Source organism: Verrucomicrobiia bacterium, from assembly GCA_035946615.1.
Classification (GTDB): Bacteria; Verrucomicrobiota; Verrucomicrobiia; order Limisphaerales; family UBA8199; genus DASYZB01.
Map to the genome: position 1 here is coordinate 21,789 of DASYZB010000142.1, position 17,226 is coordinate 39,014.

Annotated in this window: 8 protein-coding genes; all 8 read right to left on the reverse strand. The window is 58.7% G+C overall.

What is annotated here, in order from left to right; translation table 11 throughout:
- Position 1: 1 nt before the first annotated feature.
- The 8 genes from VG146_20530 to VG146_20565 all read right to left on the reverse strand — a co-directional run bounded on the left by VG146_20530 (position 2) and on the right by VG146_20565 (position 16,688).
- Positions 2–1,180 carry a hypothetical protein gene (locus VG146_20530; GenBank protein HEV2394745.1) on the reverse strand — a complete coding sequence of 393 codons (1,179 nt, stop codon included), beginning with the start codon at positions 1,178–1,180 and terminating at the stop codon, positions 2–4.
- 1 nt (position 1,181) lies between these two features.
- The gene (locus VG146_20535) at positions 1,182–1,796 is read right to left on the reverse strand and encodes an acyltransferase (GenBank protein HEV2394746.1); all 615 of its coding nucleotides are present in this window, start codon (positions 1,794–1,796) and stop codon (positions 1,182–1,184) included.
- Positions 1,793–2,374, reverse strand: coding sequence for an acyltransferase (locus VG146_20540; protein ID HEV2394747.1), 582 nt, complete (start codon positions 2,372–2,374; stop codon positions 1,793–1,795). Before VG146_20540 ends, VG146_20535 begins: the two co-directional genes overlap by 4 nt.
- 21 nt (positions 2,375–2,395) lie before the next feature.
- Positions 2,396–4,273 carry an ABC transporter ATP-binding protein gene (locus tag VG146_20545; GenBank protein HEV2394748.1) on the reverse strand — a complete coding sequence of 626 codons (1,878 nt, stop codon included), beginning with the start codon at positions 4,271–4,273 and terminating at the stop codon, positions 2,396–2,398.
- Between the two features lie 3 nt (positions 4,274–4,276).
- On the reverse strand, positions 4,277–6,943 hold the full coding sequence (locus VG146_20550) for a glycosyltransferase (protein ID HEV2394749.1): 2,667 nt from the start codon (positions 6,941–6,943) through the stop codon (positions 4,277–4,279).
- A complete protein-coding gene (locus VG146_20555) occupies positions 6,909–9,023 on the reverse strand; it encodes an Ig-like domain-containing protein (GenBank protein HEV2394750.1) in 2,115 nt (704 codons plus the stop codon). The genes VG146_20550 and VG146_20555 overlap by 35 nt, the downstream gene beginning before the upstream one ends.
- A 79-nt stretch (positions 9,024–9,102) precedes the next feature.
- Complete coding sequence (locus VG146_20560; GenBank protein HEV2394751.1) at positions 9,103–9,951, reverse strand: type II secretion system protein; 849 nt, start codon at positions 9,949–9,951, stop codon at positions 9,103–9,105.
- A 428-nt stretch (positions 9,952–10,379) separates the two neighbouring features.
- Positions 10,380–16,688: a choice-of-anchor D domain-containing protein gene (locus tag VG146_20565; protein ID HEV2394752.1), complete on the reverse strand. Its 6,309-nt coding sequence runs from the start codon at positions 16,686–16,688 to the stop codon at positions 10,380–10,382.
- Between the last annotated feature and the right edge of the window lie 538 nt (positions 16,689–17,226).

The following is a 17,226-nucleotide window of genomic DNA, read 5'->3' on the forward strand; positions in this document are numbered from 1 at the left end:
GCTAAATACCGGCGCGTTTGAGAAGGCTGCCAACGACCTTTTCTGCAGCGAAATATTCCCCAGCTATTTCCCGCGCGGCATGGCAATTGCCCGCGTAGTCCGACTCAATGGCATCCACCGCTGCCAGGATGTCCTCCATTGTCCGAAATGCAAAAAGGCCCTTGCCGGTGGGCAGATAACTGCCGAAGCCCGTATCCTGGTTAATCACGGGACGGCTGGCAGCCAGATAACAGGCGCTGCGGTCGCTGAACCAGCCGCTGCGGAGGCGGATGTTCTGGTCTTTGGCTACCGTGAACTCACCACGAGAACGGCAGATGAAATTGCGATAACGAGCGCAATCGCTGGACAAAGCAAGCGGGTCGCGGAGCCGCCATCGATTCTCCCGCAATATTCTTCGCGCCGGCCCCTCGACTCCCACCGCCAGCTCGAAGGGCGCCTTCCGCCGCAGCGGCAGGTCCAAAATCTTCAGAAACTCCCGGTCCTTGGACCAGTAATATGTCTCGCCCTGATAGACCAAATCCTTGCCCTGATTTTGCCAGGTGGCGATTGTGTTGTAGGCAGCGCCGTTTTGGCGCGCTCGATCTGATTGTTCCCAAAAATCCAATAACACCGGCTGGCGGGTTGGCAGCCATTTAAAGCGCTCCAGGGGAACCCGGCAATCGGGCGCTCCGAAGTTGCCGCCGAAACTGAAGTGTGTATCGTGGGCTTCGAGGGCCACAATGGTTTGGTGGTCCCCCTGGGCAACTTTGACCTGGGCGGCGACCGGGTCGGTTTCCACATAGATACGGCGCGGGCAGGCCATATGTTCGTCGCGTATTTCCTGCGCGCCCGTTACGTTGAGGAACGCCGTGGCTTCACGATAGAGTTCAAGGATTTGCTGTCTTCTCAGGCCGAAGCAGCGGCCTCCGGGATAATGGCCCCAAAAGGCCCAGCGACCGCCCAGGCCGTGGGCTTCGAGAATTGGCACAACCGCTTTTAAATTGCCGGACGGATCGGGCGAGAGGTCATTGATTTGTGGATTATACAGCCAGCGACCAGAGTCCTCTATGTAATAGGGATCATACCCGAGCCTTCGTAAAGCCAGCAGGTAATGGAGGAATTGGTATGTCACCCCGGCCAGCGGGTACCAGAAAAGGATGCCAAAGACGATGATCTTGGGCCGAAGGGCTGGCGTCTTCATCTCACAGCAGAGCCGTCTCGGGCCTCTCGTCATTCTCAAGACGCCGAATGACGCGCGCCGGATTGCCCGCGACCAGGGTGTAGGGTGGCACATCGTCGAAGACCGTCGAGCGAGCCCCGACCACGGCCCCTTCGCCAATGGCCACCCCGGGCAACACGCAGCAATCAAATCCAATCCAGACGTTGCGTCCGATGCGGATCGGTTGTGCCGGTGTATTGCCTGCCGGACGGCGCCGTGAGTCTCGGGGGACGCTTTCGAGCGCGCGGCGGCGCGTCTGCAGGTCGCGCGACGCGCGATAGTTGTCCATCAGGACAACGTTCCACGAAATTAAGGAGTAATCACCAATCTCGACGGCGGCGTCACAAATAATCCACGCGCCATGGACCAGGGCGAACTGGCCCACGCTGATCTGGCCACAACGACCCACGTCGAACATGGTGCCCAGGTACACCGTCGCTCCCGCAGAAATCCGGACTCCCTCAGGTTGCTCGCTGCGGAAGTGCAGAAAACTGTAGGTGGTTTCCAGGTGGGCGCTCTCGGCCAGGACTACGTTGCCGGGTATCTTGCCGTCATGCCAATCCCCGGCCAGGCTGCGATCCGCCAGGGTCACGCTCATAGATTTTCGATAATTTGCGCCGGGTTGCCCATAACTCGCGCTCGAGGCGGAACAGACCGCGTGACCAGGGCTCCAGGTTCGATCCAGGCCCCAGCGCCAATCCGCACACCCTTGAGTATAGTCGCGTTTGGCCCGATCCAAACGTCATCCTCGATAATGACCGGCTTGGTGCAGATGGCCGGTCGCGGGCGGTCTTTTCCCAAAGGGGAGCACGCAATGGCATCAGCAATCCGCGCGGCAGGCGAAAGGGGATGAAAATCGCTGTCGGCAATCGTCGCGTTCCAGCCAATCATCGCGTAGTTGCCGATTCGCAGTTCCTGCTCACAAAGCAGAATCGCATTCGAGAAATAGCAATAGTCACCTATCGTGACACGCCCCTGTTCGCCCAGGGCAAAATGGACTCCATCCATGGTGCAGTGCTGGCCGATGATCAAGGCAGGACTCAGGCGGCTGTGGAAGCGCAGAAAGGCCTGGTCGCCTTTCAGAACGGTATCAGGACCTAGCTGGACGTTCTCAGGCAAAGCGCCGTCCAACCAATCTCCGGCTCCCTTTTTTGATTGATGATTTTGAAGTTCCAATTTCGAGTCTCGGGTTTGGGTTCACAAAGGCAGATTGGGCAAAGGCGCCGGCGCCGTCAAGGATTCGGCCTCTCCACACTGCAACTGGAATAAGTGGGCATAGCTCCTGCCGCGCGCTATGAGTTCGGAATGCGAGCCGCTTTCTTCGATAACCCCTTCTTTGAGCACGACGATCCGCTCGGCGCAGCGCACGGTCGAGAGCCGATGCGCAATGATCAGAGTGGTTCGTCCCCGCATCAGGCTCTCGAGAGCGTGCATCAGCGCCTCTTCGGTCTGGGCGTCCAGCGCGCTGGTCGGCTCGTCTAAAATCAGAACTGGCGCGTCTTTGAGGAATGCGCGGGCGATAGCCAGCCGCTGGCGCTGGCCGCCCGAGAGGGTCGCGCCGCGTTCGGCGAGTTGGGTTTCGTATCCTTCGGGCAACCCCTCAATAAAATCGTGCGCCCCTGCAGCCTGTGCTGCAGATTCGATGTCTGCCGAGGTTGCCCCAGGGCGGCCATAAGCGATGTTTTCGCGGATGCTTGAGGCAAAAAGGATCGGCTCTTGGGTGACCAGCGCGATGTTGGCGCGGAGGGACTCCAAAGTGAGCGCCCGCAGGTCCAGGGTGTCCAGAGTGATGCGTCCGCTCCCCGGGTCGTAGAACCGTAAAAGCAAACTGGCCAGAGTGGTTTTGCCGCTCCCCGAAGGCCCAACCAGGGCAAGGCTCGAATTAGCCGGGATTCTCAGATTGATGCCGCGCAGGACCGGAAGGTCGCGCCTATAACCGAAACAGATGTTTTCAAAAACAATCTCTCCTTTCGCTCGATGAGGCAGTTCGATGGCATCTTTCGCTTCAGCAATTTCGGGCGCAGCGTCCAGGACCGCTAAAACCCGGCGAGCGCCAGCGGCCGCGCTCTGCACCGCCCCGGCGGTGTAGGCGAGTGTCTCAAGAGGCTTAAACACCATGGCGACATAGTAAACCAGCAGCACCAGGTCCCCGGAAGTGATACGGCCTTGCAATACACCCCGCGCCCCGATCCAAATGACCGCTGCGGTGCCGACTGCCAGCACCAGACCCACCAGGGCCTGCGAGGCGGTCTGGACCATCGTCAGGCGCAGATTGGCCTGGAGGCTGGCAGTGGCTTTGCTGCGGAACCGGTCGCTTTCAAACTGCTCACGGCCAAAGGCCTGGACAGCTCGGATGCCCACCAGGGTTTCCTGCACGCGCGTGCTGACCTCGCTTTCGTATTCGTGCACACGGGTGCTTTGCTCCGTCATCGGCTTGTCCAGCTTGCGAATCAGCACCAGCAAGGGCGCCGCCACGGCCAGGGCAGCCAATGTAAGCCGCCAATCCCTGCTGAGCATCACCAGCGCGATGCCAAGAAGCGTTACGCCGGCAGTCAACCCAGGAACTACCCCCTCGCTGAAGATCGCCTGAATGGAGTAGCTGTCCCAGGTAATCCGATAGAGCGAGTCTCCCACCGCGCGGCTATCATGAAACGCCAGTGACAGGCGCTGGACATGATCGAAGAGGGTGCAGCGCAGCCTGAAGACCATCCGTAGCGCAACAGAATTGAGCAGGTAGGCGCTCAGGACATTGAGTGCGCCCAGCAACAGTTCGATCAATAGCAAGGCCAGGCACAGACCCAGCAGCAAGTTCAGCTTGGGATGCGCCGCGGCGAACCCACTTGTGCCCAGAATCCGCAAGGGCGCAGCGAATACCACGGGGAGCGGTTTGGAGCCGACGACAGAATCCAGCACCAGTTTGAGAGGCCAGGGCTGCAGCAGCGCCGCCCCGGATGCCCCAACCAAAAGTATCAGGCCGAGGAGTACCCACCGCGTTTCGCCAGGTAAAAACTTGCGTAATAACCGGGCGCTGGCCTGGAGCGTGCCGGACGCTTGTTGTTCGATGGTCGCTTCCATTTATTACGTTACCGGTGGTGGAGCAGGTTTAAGACTGGCCTGCGATGTATCGATAGGCGACTCGACAGGAAGTGGCTCGACCTGCCTCGTTGCTTTCACGGAGGACAGGTGGTGTGGTTGTCCGCTGCAGGACACCACCTGTCGAATCGCAGACATCGAACTGGCGCACTCGTAAAGAGTCCGGCCGACCAGCAGGATTGCGGGCACATTCAGCAGCGCCCAGGCGGTCCATTCGAGGTCCAGGGCTGCGACGATGGCAAAACAGGCGAACAGCAGAGCGGCCAGCAGTACAGACAATTTGGCGATTGGCCAAAGGCGCATCCGGACATATTGCCGCCCCTCGCCATGTTCCTCGATGACCAGCATCAAGCGGGCAGTGCCAAGCAAGCCGCCGCGCACCTCCAGGTCCCATCGGTCGTAAGCCCCTCCGCGAATCACCGCAGCGCCCCTCGCGCGGAGTGTATCCTCGAACGATTTCAAACGCTGCTCGGCGCTCTGCCAATCGCCTTGGCACCACAGGTCGATGGCCTGTGGCAAAGGCATTACCAACTGTCCGCTCCCGCGCCGACGCCAGGGTGTCAAGCCATGGCACAAGCGGCCCCAGAGACGCGCAGCGGGCTGAATGAAATGCAAGCACGAAGTGACTATCGAGCGCTTGAGCCGCGCCCAACCACCCCGGCGACCAGTCCGAAAGGAAGCGCGGGCGCCGTTCAATAAGGCGTGAGCCAATGGAGGAATAAAAGACAGGGCCAGCAGCGCCAGGGCGAACCGCAGCGGCGGATAGAGCAGGGCACAAGCCGACAGGGCGGCGAGCAGAACAATAACCAAATACCATTCAGGCAGCATGAGTACGGAAGACAGAGTCCCCGGGGCGCGGCTATAGACCGATTGGAACAAAGCGCTGCCCCAGGTCCCATGGTAAATCCGGCGCTGGCTCCAACTCAGGAATGAAAGCAGCCCCTTGGCGTACAGCCGTCCGCTCCAGGTTGCATGGCCAACCGCGTTGTACTTTTCCGGCCATTTCCGTTCGAGCATGGCTTCGGCTTTGCCATAATTGACTTGTTGCCCCCAATAGCCACGGAGAGTCCCTCGACGATGATGCCAAACCGCCGCAGCCGGGTGAAAGCCCAGTTTCCAGCCGCGTTGGTGCAGGCGCCAGCATAAATCGACATCGTCACCGGCTATCCGGAATTGCGAATCAAACCCGCCCACGGCTTCCAGGCAGCTTCTGCGGAAGGCCATGTTGCAGCCCGGCAAATGCTCTGCCTCTTGATCGGTGACCAGGACATGGGTGGGATTGCCGGGGGCGTGATCGACACATTCGGCCACCAGGCCATCATCGGGCCAACAGAGGTTGGGGCCTCCGATACCGGCAAAATCGCACGTGAGGAACGAGGAGGCCAGATAGCTCAACCAATGCTGATCGGGACATGCATCGTCGTCCAGGTAGGCAACCATGTCGCCTTTGGCCGCCTGCCATCCAATGTTGCGGGCGTTGCTCAAGCCGCCATTGGGGATTCGGATCACGCGCACATCGAATTCTGCAGCGATTTGAGCCGTGCTGTCCGTGGACCCGTCATCAACCACGATAATCTCCTTGTTCGGATAATCCAGCCGCAGGACCCCTTCCAAGCACGCTCGCAAAGTCCGGCTGCCATTATAGGAGCACACCACCACTGACATTACAGGCCAGGACCGTTCCGCAGGAAACGGAACGCGATGGAAGACCTGTTCGACTCGTTTCAGAGCTGGTTTTGGCGCACGCGCTCTCGTAGTCAGCCCGAATTGCCAGCCGTCGATATCATGGCCGCCCCGGTGCCATTCATCCGTCCATGAGAACAGAAACAGCCCCGCGCAACCGGCGGCGAAGGCCGATTCCACCTGCCAGCCGAGCACCTCTGCTTGTTTGAGTTGTCCATGATGCAGACTGTCCAGGCCAACCTCCCCCATGACCAGCGGCCGCTCGGTGCTGATATTTTGCAGTCGCGCCAGATAGGCGCGCAGTTTCTCCGGGGTCTCCAGGTAAACATTAAAGGCAACAAAATCCAGGAAGGCCAACTCCAGGTACTCCGTCGAGGGGTAATTGACATAAGTGACCAGCCCCTCGGGGTCCTGGTCCTTGGCCGTCCAATAGAGCCGTTCGAGAAAGCGCTCTACACGGCGATGTCCGTGCCACCGCACGATAGCAGAGGGGACTTCGTTCCCGATAGCGTAGCCCAGGACCGCGGGATGACCGGCGCAGGCGCGCACAGCCTGTGCCAGACGGTCTCTGATTGCTTTTGCCCCTCGGCGCTCTCGCAGGAAAGTGACATGCTGCTCCCAAGGCAACCCAACCAGCACACGCAGTTGATATTCCGCTGCCAGGTCCAGCAGCCAACTGGGGGGAGCCGTATAGGTCCGAACTGAATTGATTCCATGCTGCCGCATTTGGGCAAAGTCCTGCGCGACTACCTCGGCACAGTGATAATCGCACCCGTCAGACTCCGGACGGAATGGTCCGTAGGTCACGCCCCGGATGTAAAACTTCTGGTTGCCCGTGAAAAAGAATTTTCCTTGGATGGAGGGGCGTTCCTGAGGCCCGGTGGCAGAGTCCGCACCGGACAAGCCATTCCCGAGCGCCGGCTGCCTTGATGACTTAATGAGCGAGGACTCGATAATATCGCTGTTCATCCGTCAGGTTGGAATTTGTGACCTGCGCCACTGAGCCATCTCCGATAAAGTTGGTGAAGGTCGCCCAGTTGTTGCTCAGTGCAAGCGGAGCCACGTACTGGCAATCGTAAGTATAACCGGATTGAGTCGCAAACGCGAAGCTGAAGTTGCCGCCGATCAAGGCCGGGCTAAACAGCTTGATAGGCAACAAGGCGCCATTGGTAACCGTAATGCTGATGGCGTTCGTAGCCGTCAGTCCGGCGTTGTCTGATGCGATGGCTGTCAAGGTATAGGTGCCGGCGCTCAGATTATTGGCCATGGCGCCATAGGGAGCGGCGGTTGCGTTGCCAATGACCGCGCTGTTGACCAGGAATTCCACGTTCGTCACCTGCCCATCGGCGTCCGAAGCCGACGCGCCTACCTGGATTGTGGCCGGAGCCAGGAAGGTTGCATTGGGGGCGGGGTTCGTGATGGCGACCGAGGGCGGAACATCCGTCACCGTGACGGTGATCCAGTTGGTCGCCTTCAGGCCGGCATTGTCTGAGGCGACCGCAGCCAAGGTGTAGGCGCCGGCGCTTAAGCCTGTGGCCGTAGCGCTGTAAGGCGCCGAGACGGCGTTGCCCATGACGGCGCCATTGGCCAGGAACTCGACATTCGTCACTGTCCCATCGGGATCGGACGCCGAGGCGCTCACGACAAAGGTGGCCGGGGTTTGAAAAGTAGCGTTGGCTGCCGGGTTTGTGATTGTCACGGTGGGCGCAGCGTCGGTAACGGTCACGTTAATAGAATTAGTAGCCTGCGCCCCGCCGTCATCCGAGGCGATGGCCGTCAGGGTGTACGCGCCGGCACTCAGGTTGTTGACCGTGGCGCTGTAAGGCGCCGAGCTGGCATTGCCTATCACCGCGTTGTTGACCAGGAATTCGACATTCGTCACCAGACCACTGGTGTCCGAAGCCGAGGCGCTTACCTGAAAACTAGCCGGTGCTTGAAACGTTGCATTGGGAGCAGGATTGGTGATGGAAACCGTCAGAGCGGCCGCCGGCGTCAAGAGATAGGCATGGTAGGAACCGTCTGAGAGGTAGCCTGAACCGGCGATTTGGCCGGCGTCATTGATCGCGTCAGCAGAAGCCAGGTTGGTCCAGCCGGAACCGGGTGGAATGAGGTCGCTGAGATTGATCATGGTCGAGCCGTTGTATAGGAAGGCGTTTGCAACCTCATTAGAATCGGTCGCATAGCCAACGATTTGACCATTATTATTAATGGCGCTGGCACTGCCGGTCGTGCCGCCCAATGTCCCCAAATCACTCATGACTCCGTTGCGGTACACAAATGCACGCAGATAAGTGTTGCCCCCAATGACGCCCTCGGCTTCTCCGACGATTACTCCGGCATCATTAATGCCTTTGGCGCTGCTGTAGCTGCCTCCCAACGTACCCAAATTGCTCATCACGCCGTTGCGGTAAACGAAGGCATTGTCGTTCGTGACCCCACCCTGAACGACATCAGAATCGCCCACGATGACATCAGAACTATTGATCGCGCTGGCGCTGCTGTAATTGCCTCCCAAAGCCCCGAGGTCGGTTTTAGTCCCGGTGACATCGAGAAAGGCGTGGATGGTGCTGCCATTGGCCAGCGTTGCCTCCCCAACGATATGCCCGAACTCATTGATCGCATGGGCGCTGCTGTAGCCCCCGACCACCCCGCCTAATGTACCCAGACTGGTCATTTTCCCGTTCACATAGAGAAACGCATAGGTCGCGTTGGACGTATCCGACTCCCCCACAATTCCATTGGTGTTGTTAATCCCGTAAGCAATCGCATAAGGCTGGCCCGAGAGATGCCCTAAATCGGTCATCGTGCCGTTTGTGTAAAGAAAGGCCAGGACATAGAAAAAAGTCGTCGGCTCATACTCTCCCACGACAGCGCCCGAGCCATTGATCCCATGGGCCTCGCTGTAGCTCCATGCGTTCGAGCCCAGGTCGCTAATGATATAACCCTGGCCAAATACCCTTCCCGGCCAGCCGAGCAACAGGCATATCAACGGGGTGAATGCCAGTGTTCTGAAGCAAGTATCCTTTCCCAGTTCGTGGCGTGTAGGCATGTCTGTGTGGTTACCGCCAAATTCCGTCAGCTCGTTAAGGCGGCGGATGAAGTTGCACGAGAGTATCGATTATCGATTCTTATTGTGCCAGACCGGTGGTATGGCTCTGCAGCCAGGAGACATCTGGATTATTGGGGCAAAACTGGCTTTTAACGATAGGCGCCCCGCTCACCAGGGGCGGGTAAGTGCGCGGGTCGGTCCATTTATGGACCACAGCATGGCCATCCGCAAACGAGAGCGCCGCGGCGCGATTGTGATAACTGGCCGGAAAATCCACCCACCGCGCCTGGCCGCCCTGGTTGACCATATCCACCGCAAACCAACCATCGTTAATGCTGTCTTCGCGCTCGTCGAGGAAAACCCATGTGTCGGAGGGACTGGGGTTTTGGAGGTCGCTCATTTTGAAATTGAGTTTATAAAAAGGCGGAGCTGGCGGCTGCTGCCAATCGCGCGTATCGAATCCCACCCACCCATTCATCGAATAGCTGCGCACACGTTGATAACTCATCCCGCCGGCAATAACGGTGCTCCGGTCACCGGGGCAGTGATAGACCCCAGCATGTTTGGTGTATTGGCCCAGCGAACCAAATGGGACCCATTCCGGACCCACGAGCAGGTCGATATTGGTGTCGTCAGAAAGGGACGCCGGGTCAGTGGAATAACTCATGTTTCCAGCCACCCACCCCGGATTATCCAGGTCTTTGCCTTCATTGCCCAAATCGCTGTTGGGCGCCAGGTAATCATTAAAATCCTGGCTGTACATGGCCCAGCCTAATTGCATTTGTTTGAGATTGCCCATGCAATAGGTCCCCTGCGCCTTGAGCTTGGCGATGACCAGGCCGGGCAAAAGCAGGCTCGCCAGAATGGCGATGATGGCAATCACGACCAACAGTTCCACCAGGGTGAAGGCTCGATGCTGTCTCCTCATTTCGTCTCCAACCCTTTCCGACTGCGCAGATTGCATTTGAGCAGGCGTTTTCATAGCTTTCTTATCAGTTTTCAGCATATCCCTTCTCAGCTTTTTTACAAGCCCGCTCATCGAGGGCAGAAGCAGACATTATACCAACCTGGATTGGCTCCTGTTCCTCGGAGCCCGCGGCGGCGGTGTCTTGTTCCCGGACAACCGCTGCCTTCGCGAGGTACCCGCTCTTCTTCTCCCATGCGCAAGGAAGTTCCTCCATTGGAATGAGCCTGCCTGTTCTGCCCAAACAAGTGTAAGGAACAGCGCTATCGCTACCCCTAACAAGCCGCCCGCTGATGAAGGCGAATATAGTGCCTTTAGCGTCGCAGGCAAGGGGTGCTTTGACCAGGTTTTGCCCAGGAATTTCCCAGGCGCTGGCTCCAAACAGGTCACTCTTAATTGACCTGCACCCGGAAGAACTGCGTCCCTGCCGGTAGAGGGATGATGTAGGGTGAGATCGCACCGGAAACATTGGTGAAAGGCCCCGCAGGGCGGGGAGCCGATTGGAGCGTGCCGCCCGACCAGAGAAGCTGCACCTGACTGTTCAAAAGCTGGATGGTAATCGTAACGGGTCCAAGGTTTGTCACCTCGATAAAAGCTGCTTGGGCCAGACCATCGGTGCCAAGGGCGCCGCTAACGGTCAACGTGACGGTATTGGTGCCGGCAGAGGCATAGGTATGGTTGAGGCTCACCGCGGCGGTGTTGGTGCTGGTCCCATCGCCAAATGACCAGAGCCGGTTGGTAATCGTGCCGGTGGACGCGTCGGTAAAGGAGACCGTCAGCGGCGCAAGGCCGCTGGTGGGGCTGCCGGTAAAGCTTGCCACAGGCGGGATTGCTCCAAGACCTGTCAGGGAATTGGTACTGTTGCCCCCATTGCTCGAAAGGACAACCACGTTGCTAAAGTTGGCCTCGCTGGCAGGGGCAAACTGCACCACGAGATTGGTTGAACCAAACCCCGCCAAGGTAAAGGGTGTCCCCGACAAAATGCTGAACGTACCATTGCCGACGGTTGCTATGCCATTGGTGATAGCTGCCCCGCCTTCATTGGTAATCACAAAACTGGCCTGCGAAGTTGAACCGACTGCCACAGCCCCAAAATCCAGGCTGAACGGTTTAATCCCCAATTGCGGCGGTGTCACTGCGGAGCCGGTGAGCGCATTGGTGCTGTCGCCGCCGTTGCTGATAAACACAGCCGCGTTGCTGAAGCTGCCGGCGCTGGTCGGGTTGAAGGTGACCTGCACCAACCCGGTTTGGCTAGGTGCGATATCAAAGGCCGCGCCGCTCCTGATGGCAAAAGGCGAAGTGGTGGCAACAGAACCAGTAAGAGTCAGCCCGCCGGAATTAACCAGTTGGAATGTCTGTGTATTGGTCTGGCCGATCACGAGGGACCCAAAGCTCAACGAGGCCGGGCTCAGGGTCAATTGCGGCGGAGGCGGGTTCGTCGCCACGATGTAATTGGCCTGGGTTAGCGTGTTGGTTCTAACCGGGCCTGTAACGGTGAGAGTGACGCTGTTGGTGCTAGCCGTGGCGTAGGTATGATTGAGGTTCACAGCGGCCGTGTTGGTCGTGGCGCCATCGCCAAAGGCCCAGAACCGGTTGGTAATCGTGCCGGTCGAAGTGTCAGTGAACGTGACCGTCAGCGGCGCAAGGCCACTAATAGGACTGCCGCTAAAGCCGGCTACCGGCGGGATGGCTCCCACTCCCATTAGCGAATTGGTGCTGTTGCCCCCATTGCTCGTGAGCACAACCAAGTTGCTAAAGTTTGCGGCGCTGGGGGGCGCGAACTGCACAACGAGATTGGTTGAACCAAACCCAGGCAGTGTGAACGGCGTGCCCGACAAAATGCTGAATGGTCCGCCGCTGACGGTTGCAGCCCCGTTGGTGATAGCAGCCCCGCCTTCATTGGTGATCACAAAACTGGCCTGCAAACTTGAGCCCACCGCCACGATGCCAAAATCCAGACTCGCTGGTGTAGTCGCCAATTGCGGCGGCGTCAGTCCGGAGCCGGTAAGCGCATTGGTGCTGTCGCCGCCGTTGCTGGCAAAGACTGCTGCGTTGCTGAAGCTGCCGGCACTGGTCGGGCTGAAGGTGACCTGCACCAACCCGGTTTGGCCAGGTGCGATATTAAACGGCGAGCCGCTGCTAAGGGCGAAAGGCAAGATGGCGCTAACCGATCCGGTCAGCGTGAGACCGCCGGAATTAACCAGTTGGAAGCTTTGCGTATTGGTCTGTCCAATAACCAGGGTCCCAAAGCTCAGCAAAGCCGGACTTAAGGTCAATTGCGGGGGCGGCAGGTTGGTCGCAACGATATAATTCGCCTGGGTGAATGTATTGGTTCCAACAGGGCCGGTGACGGTGAGCGTGACGGTGTTGGTGCCGGCAGAGACATACGTATGGTTGAGGCTCACAGCGGTGGTGTTGGTGCTGGCCCCATCCCCAAATACCCAAAAACGGTTCGTAATCGTGCCGGCGGAAGTATCAGTAAACGACACTGTCAGTGGCGCAAGGCCTGTGGTGGGACTGCCGCTAAAGCCGGCTATAGGCGGGATGGCTCCCACTCCTGTTAGCGAATTGGTGCTGTTGCCCCCATTGCTCGTGATCACAACCATGTTGCTGAAGTCAGCCGCACTGGCCGGCGCAAATTGCACAACGAGATTCGTTGAGCCAAACCCAGGCAGTATAAACGGCGTGCCCGACAAAATGCTGAACGGTCCGCCACTCACGGTTGCAGCCCCGTTGGTGATGGCCCCCCCGCCTTCATTGGTGATCACAAAGCTGGCCTGCAAACTTGAGCCCACCGCCACAGTCCCAAAATCCAGGCCGCCCGGCGCAATCGCCAGGTGCGGCGGCGTTGCTGCGGAACCGGTGAGCGCATTGGTGCTATCGCCCCCGTTGCTGAGAAACACAGCCGTGTTGCTGAAATTCCCCGAACTGGTCGGGCTGAAGCTGACTTGAACCAACCCGGTTTGGCCGGGCGCGATGTTATATGGCGTGCCGCTGCCGATAGTGAAAGGCAAGGTGGTCGCAACTGACCCAGTAAGAGTCAGCCCACCGGAATTAACCAGTTGGAACGTCTGTGTGTTGGTCTGGCCGATCACGAGAGAGCCAAAGCTCAACGAGGCCGGGCTGAGGGTCAATTGCGGCGGCGGCAGGTTCGTCGCCACGATATAATTGGCCTGGATCAGGGTATTGGTTCCAACCGGACCTGTAACGGTGAGGGTAACGGAATTGGTGCTAGCCGTGACGTAAGTATGGTTGAGGTTCACCGCTGTGGTGTTGGTGGTCGCGCCATCTCCAAATGCCCAGAAGCGGTTGGTAATCGTGCCGGTGGAAGTATCAGTAAACGAGACCGCCAGCGGCACAATGCCGCTAGTGGGACTGGCGGTAAAGCCCGCCACGGGCCAGACCGCGCCAACCCCTGTCAGTGAATTGGTGCTGTCGCCGCCATTGCTCGAAACGACAACGGTGTTGCTGAAGCTGGCTGCGCTGGTGGGCGCGAACTGGATAACGAGATTGGTTGAGCCAAACCCCGGCAGCGTCAATGGCGTGCCCGACACGATAGTGAATGGCCCGCCGCTGATTGTGGCGACACCGTTGGTTATGGCTGCCCCGCCCTCATTAGTGATTACAAAACTAGCCTGCGAACTTGAGCCTACCGACACGATGCCAAAATCCAGACCGCCCGGCGCAATGGCCAATTGCGGCGGCGTCTCTCCGGAGCCGGTAAGTGCATTGGTGCTGTCGCCCCCGTTGCTGACAAATACAGCCCCGTTGCTGAAGCTGCCGGCGCTGGCCGGGCTGAAGCTGACCTGCACCAACCCCGTTTGACCGGGCGAAATGTTGAAAGGCGTGCCGCCGTTAATGCTGAACGGCAACGTGGCGGTAACCGATCCAGTCAGGTTGAGCCCACCGGAATTAACCAGTTGGAAACTCTGTGTATTGGTCTGTCCAATCACCAGCGTCCCGAAGCTCAACGACGCCGGGCTCACGGTCAACTCCGGCGGCGGCAGGTTCGTCGCCACGATATAATTGGCCTGGGTTAGCGTGTTGGTTCCAACCGGACCGGTAACGGTGAGCGAGACGGTGTTGGTGCTGGCCGTGGCGTAGGTATGGTTGAGGCTCACAGCGGTCGTGTTGGTTGTGGCCCCATCGCCAAATGCCCAGAAACGGTTGGTAATCGTGCCGGTGGAGGTATCGGTAAAGGAGACCGTTAGGGGCGCAACACCGCTGGTGGGACTGCCACTAAACGCAGCGACCGGCGGGATTGCTCCAACCCCTGTCAGGGAATTACTGCTATCGCCGCCATTGCTCGTCAGAACGACTGCGTTGCTGAAGCTGGCCGCGCTAGCTGGCGCAAAACGAATGACAAGGTTAGTCCAACCAAAACCCGCCAGGCTAAATGGTGTGCCGGATAGGATGCTGAATGGGCCGCCGCTAACGGCTGCGACACCGTTGGTGATAGCCGCCCCGCCTTCATTCGTGATGACGAAGCTCGATTGCGAACTCGAACCCACTGCGACGATTCCAAAGTTTAAACTGACGGGAGCTACCGCCAGTTGGGCCGGGGTAACCCCCGAACCGGTAACGGTGTTGGTGCTGTTGCCGCCGTTGCTGGTAAACACAACCACGTTGCTCGAAAAGGTGGCTGTAGTGGGGCTGAAACTTACCTGCACCAGCCCAGTTTGGCCTCCAGCGATTGTAAAAGGGCTGCCACTGCTGATGCTGAAGGGCGAAGTCGTTGCCGCCGAGCCAGTCAGACTCAGATTGCCTGTGTTGACCACCTGAAAGGTCTGCGTGCTGGTTTGGCTGATGACTACCTGTCCGAAGGCGAAAGCGGGCGGGCTGAGAGTCAACTGAGGAGGGCTGGAGCCGGGAGCAATCGTCAGGAGCCCTGAGGCGCTGGTGGCTGATTGGCCATCCGGATTGGTAACGGCGATCGGGCGTGAACCCGTCGTCGCATTGGCTGCAATATCCAACACCGCGGTGATATTGCTCGGATTATTGTAGGTTAAGCTGTTTACAGTGACTCCGCCCCCATTAATCGCAAGCGCAAGGCGGTTGGAAAAGCCCGTGCCAGGATCAAAAAAGCCGGCGCCATTCGCCGTCGAGCCGGTAATCGAGACGCTCACGCTGGCGACGCCCTGGGTCACTGTGTTCGGGCTGCAGCTCAGGGGCGCTGCAGGCGGGGGCGCCAACAATTTTGCCACCTGAACCCCGAAGCCGTTTCCGGAAAATGCGCACCACTCCTGGATTGTCCACATCGTCATATCATCATCCGGGTCGAGGCTCGTGAATGAGTAGTCGCCCCAACGATGCGGGGTTGAGCCATCCGTGGGGTTGTAGGCCGAGGTGCTGGCGGTATAGCTGACGGGCGTGTTCATTGTGCCGAGGCTGTCGCCCACCAGCCGGCCAGTCGTCGCTGCGTCGAGGTAGTTCGTCGGACCCGCTGTGGTAAAGTCCAGCGCGGCATGACCCTGGCCGGAGACCATGATCGTCCCCATCCAGAAGCTCTGGCTTCCTACCGAGCCGTTCTGATAAACGATGCCCGATTGGACCACCGCGGGCGTTTGGCCCGTCGGGATGCCCGTTAACTGAAACCATTGAACCCCATTCCTGTCCGCCGATTGGCGCCGCGACCCAACGCTGCCGCTGCCAGTGACCCCCACGTTGTGCGAAGTCCATAACGAACCATTCCGAAAATGCGCCGCCAATAAGCGGTCATCCAGCCCGTCAATAGCTGTAGAAGAGCCTTGAACCGTCACATTGATAGGCGGGCCCCAGGTAGTCACCGAAATGGGAATACTGGCCGAAAGAGAGACGCTCGAGCTTCCGGGGTTTGATACCCGCAGCAAGTCCAGTTGGCTGGTGCTGGAAGCATCGACCCCAATCAGATAGCCTTCCGTCGCTGCAGCGTCGTAATTGTCGGCGCCATGCACGGTGAAAGGTCCGCTGCCCGAGATAAGCCCGCGAAAGGCCGTCACCTGGATGGGACCCCCGCTGAGGAGTGAACTCTTCTGAATCACAAAGGCCGTCGTATTGACGAAAGTGCCTGAACTGTTGAAGATACTCACACCCACATACAGCGCATTGGCATCTATCCCCAGCGTCGGGTAATCGGCAAAATCCCCCGTGTCCGAATTCGGGGCCGTTCCGACCTGGTCCTGCTGAAATTGAAAGAAGGTCCAGACCGTGCCGGCGGTGATGATGCTCGAGTCGCTCATGGCCATCATCACACGATTGGGCAGTGTCCCCTTCTGGCCGGGGACATCGATCATTGTGATAAACCAACGCCCGCAGAGCCGATCATAACGGATTCGCGGGTCGGTGGTGAAATTGGACCCTGGAGTCATCACCGAGTTGAAGAATATATCTGTGGTGACATCAATGGCTCCATCTTTCGACCCGGTTGTTTTGTCGAACGAGCGCACCCGCCCATTGAGCGCGATAATGAATTGAGTCGGGCCCACAGCCCCCATCGTATCGGGCGGCCAGCCCGAGCAATCATTGAAAGTTGCCGCCGTAAAATTGATCGTGGGGCTGACGGTCTGCGCAATGAGCGGTTGAGGGGACACCCCCGCGGTTTGATTGTTCGGTTGCTGGAAGCTGGCTTGATTGGTTGATGCGGTGCTCTGCGGTTTGAGGACATGCCGAGGCGCAACGTGCAGCACCTTCGGTTTGCCGGCCTGCTCTTTGTCTTTGGTCACAATTTGCGCTGTGGTTTGCCGGACCCCAGGTGCCCCATGCCAGGCTTGGCCCGAAACTCCGGACCCGGCTTGGCTTCGGCCAGTCAAAGCCAAACCCAGAAGAGCCCAAAAATAGAAAAGTCGTTTGAGCAAATTCGTCGGGCGGATTAGATGCATAGGAAGGAGCGCAGAGCAGGAGCCGGCAGACCCACGCCGGAATTTGGGCAGTGCCCGAGGTCATTCATAGCAGCAGATTTGTTTTCGACTATGCTCGTATCAGGAGAAGCAGGACGGGTGCCATGAAAACGCCATGCAATCCCCGGCATCACTGGCATTAACGTACCAGAGTGCGCGAAGCATCTTGGACTGCGGTAGTCCTCTAACGCTTTTGGAGGTCCTTCCACTCTAACCATTGGCCGCCAATTCAACGCCACTGAACGTTCCTATTGGAGACCCCACCGCTGAAAGATATGAGATGCGCTCCCGCCGCTTTTTTGGCAAACTCCAGTTGACAAAAGCAGACGGAGATCGGAGAATCATTACTAACATAGGCAACTAA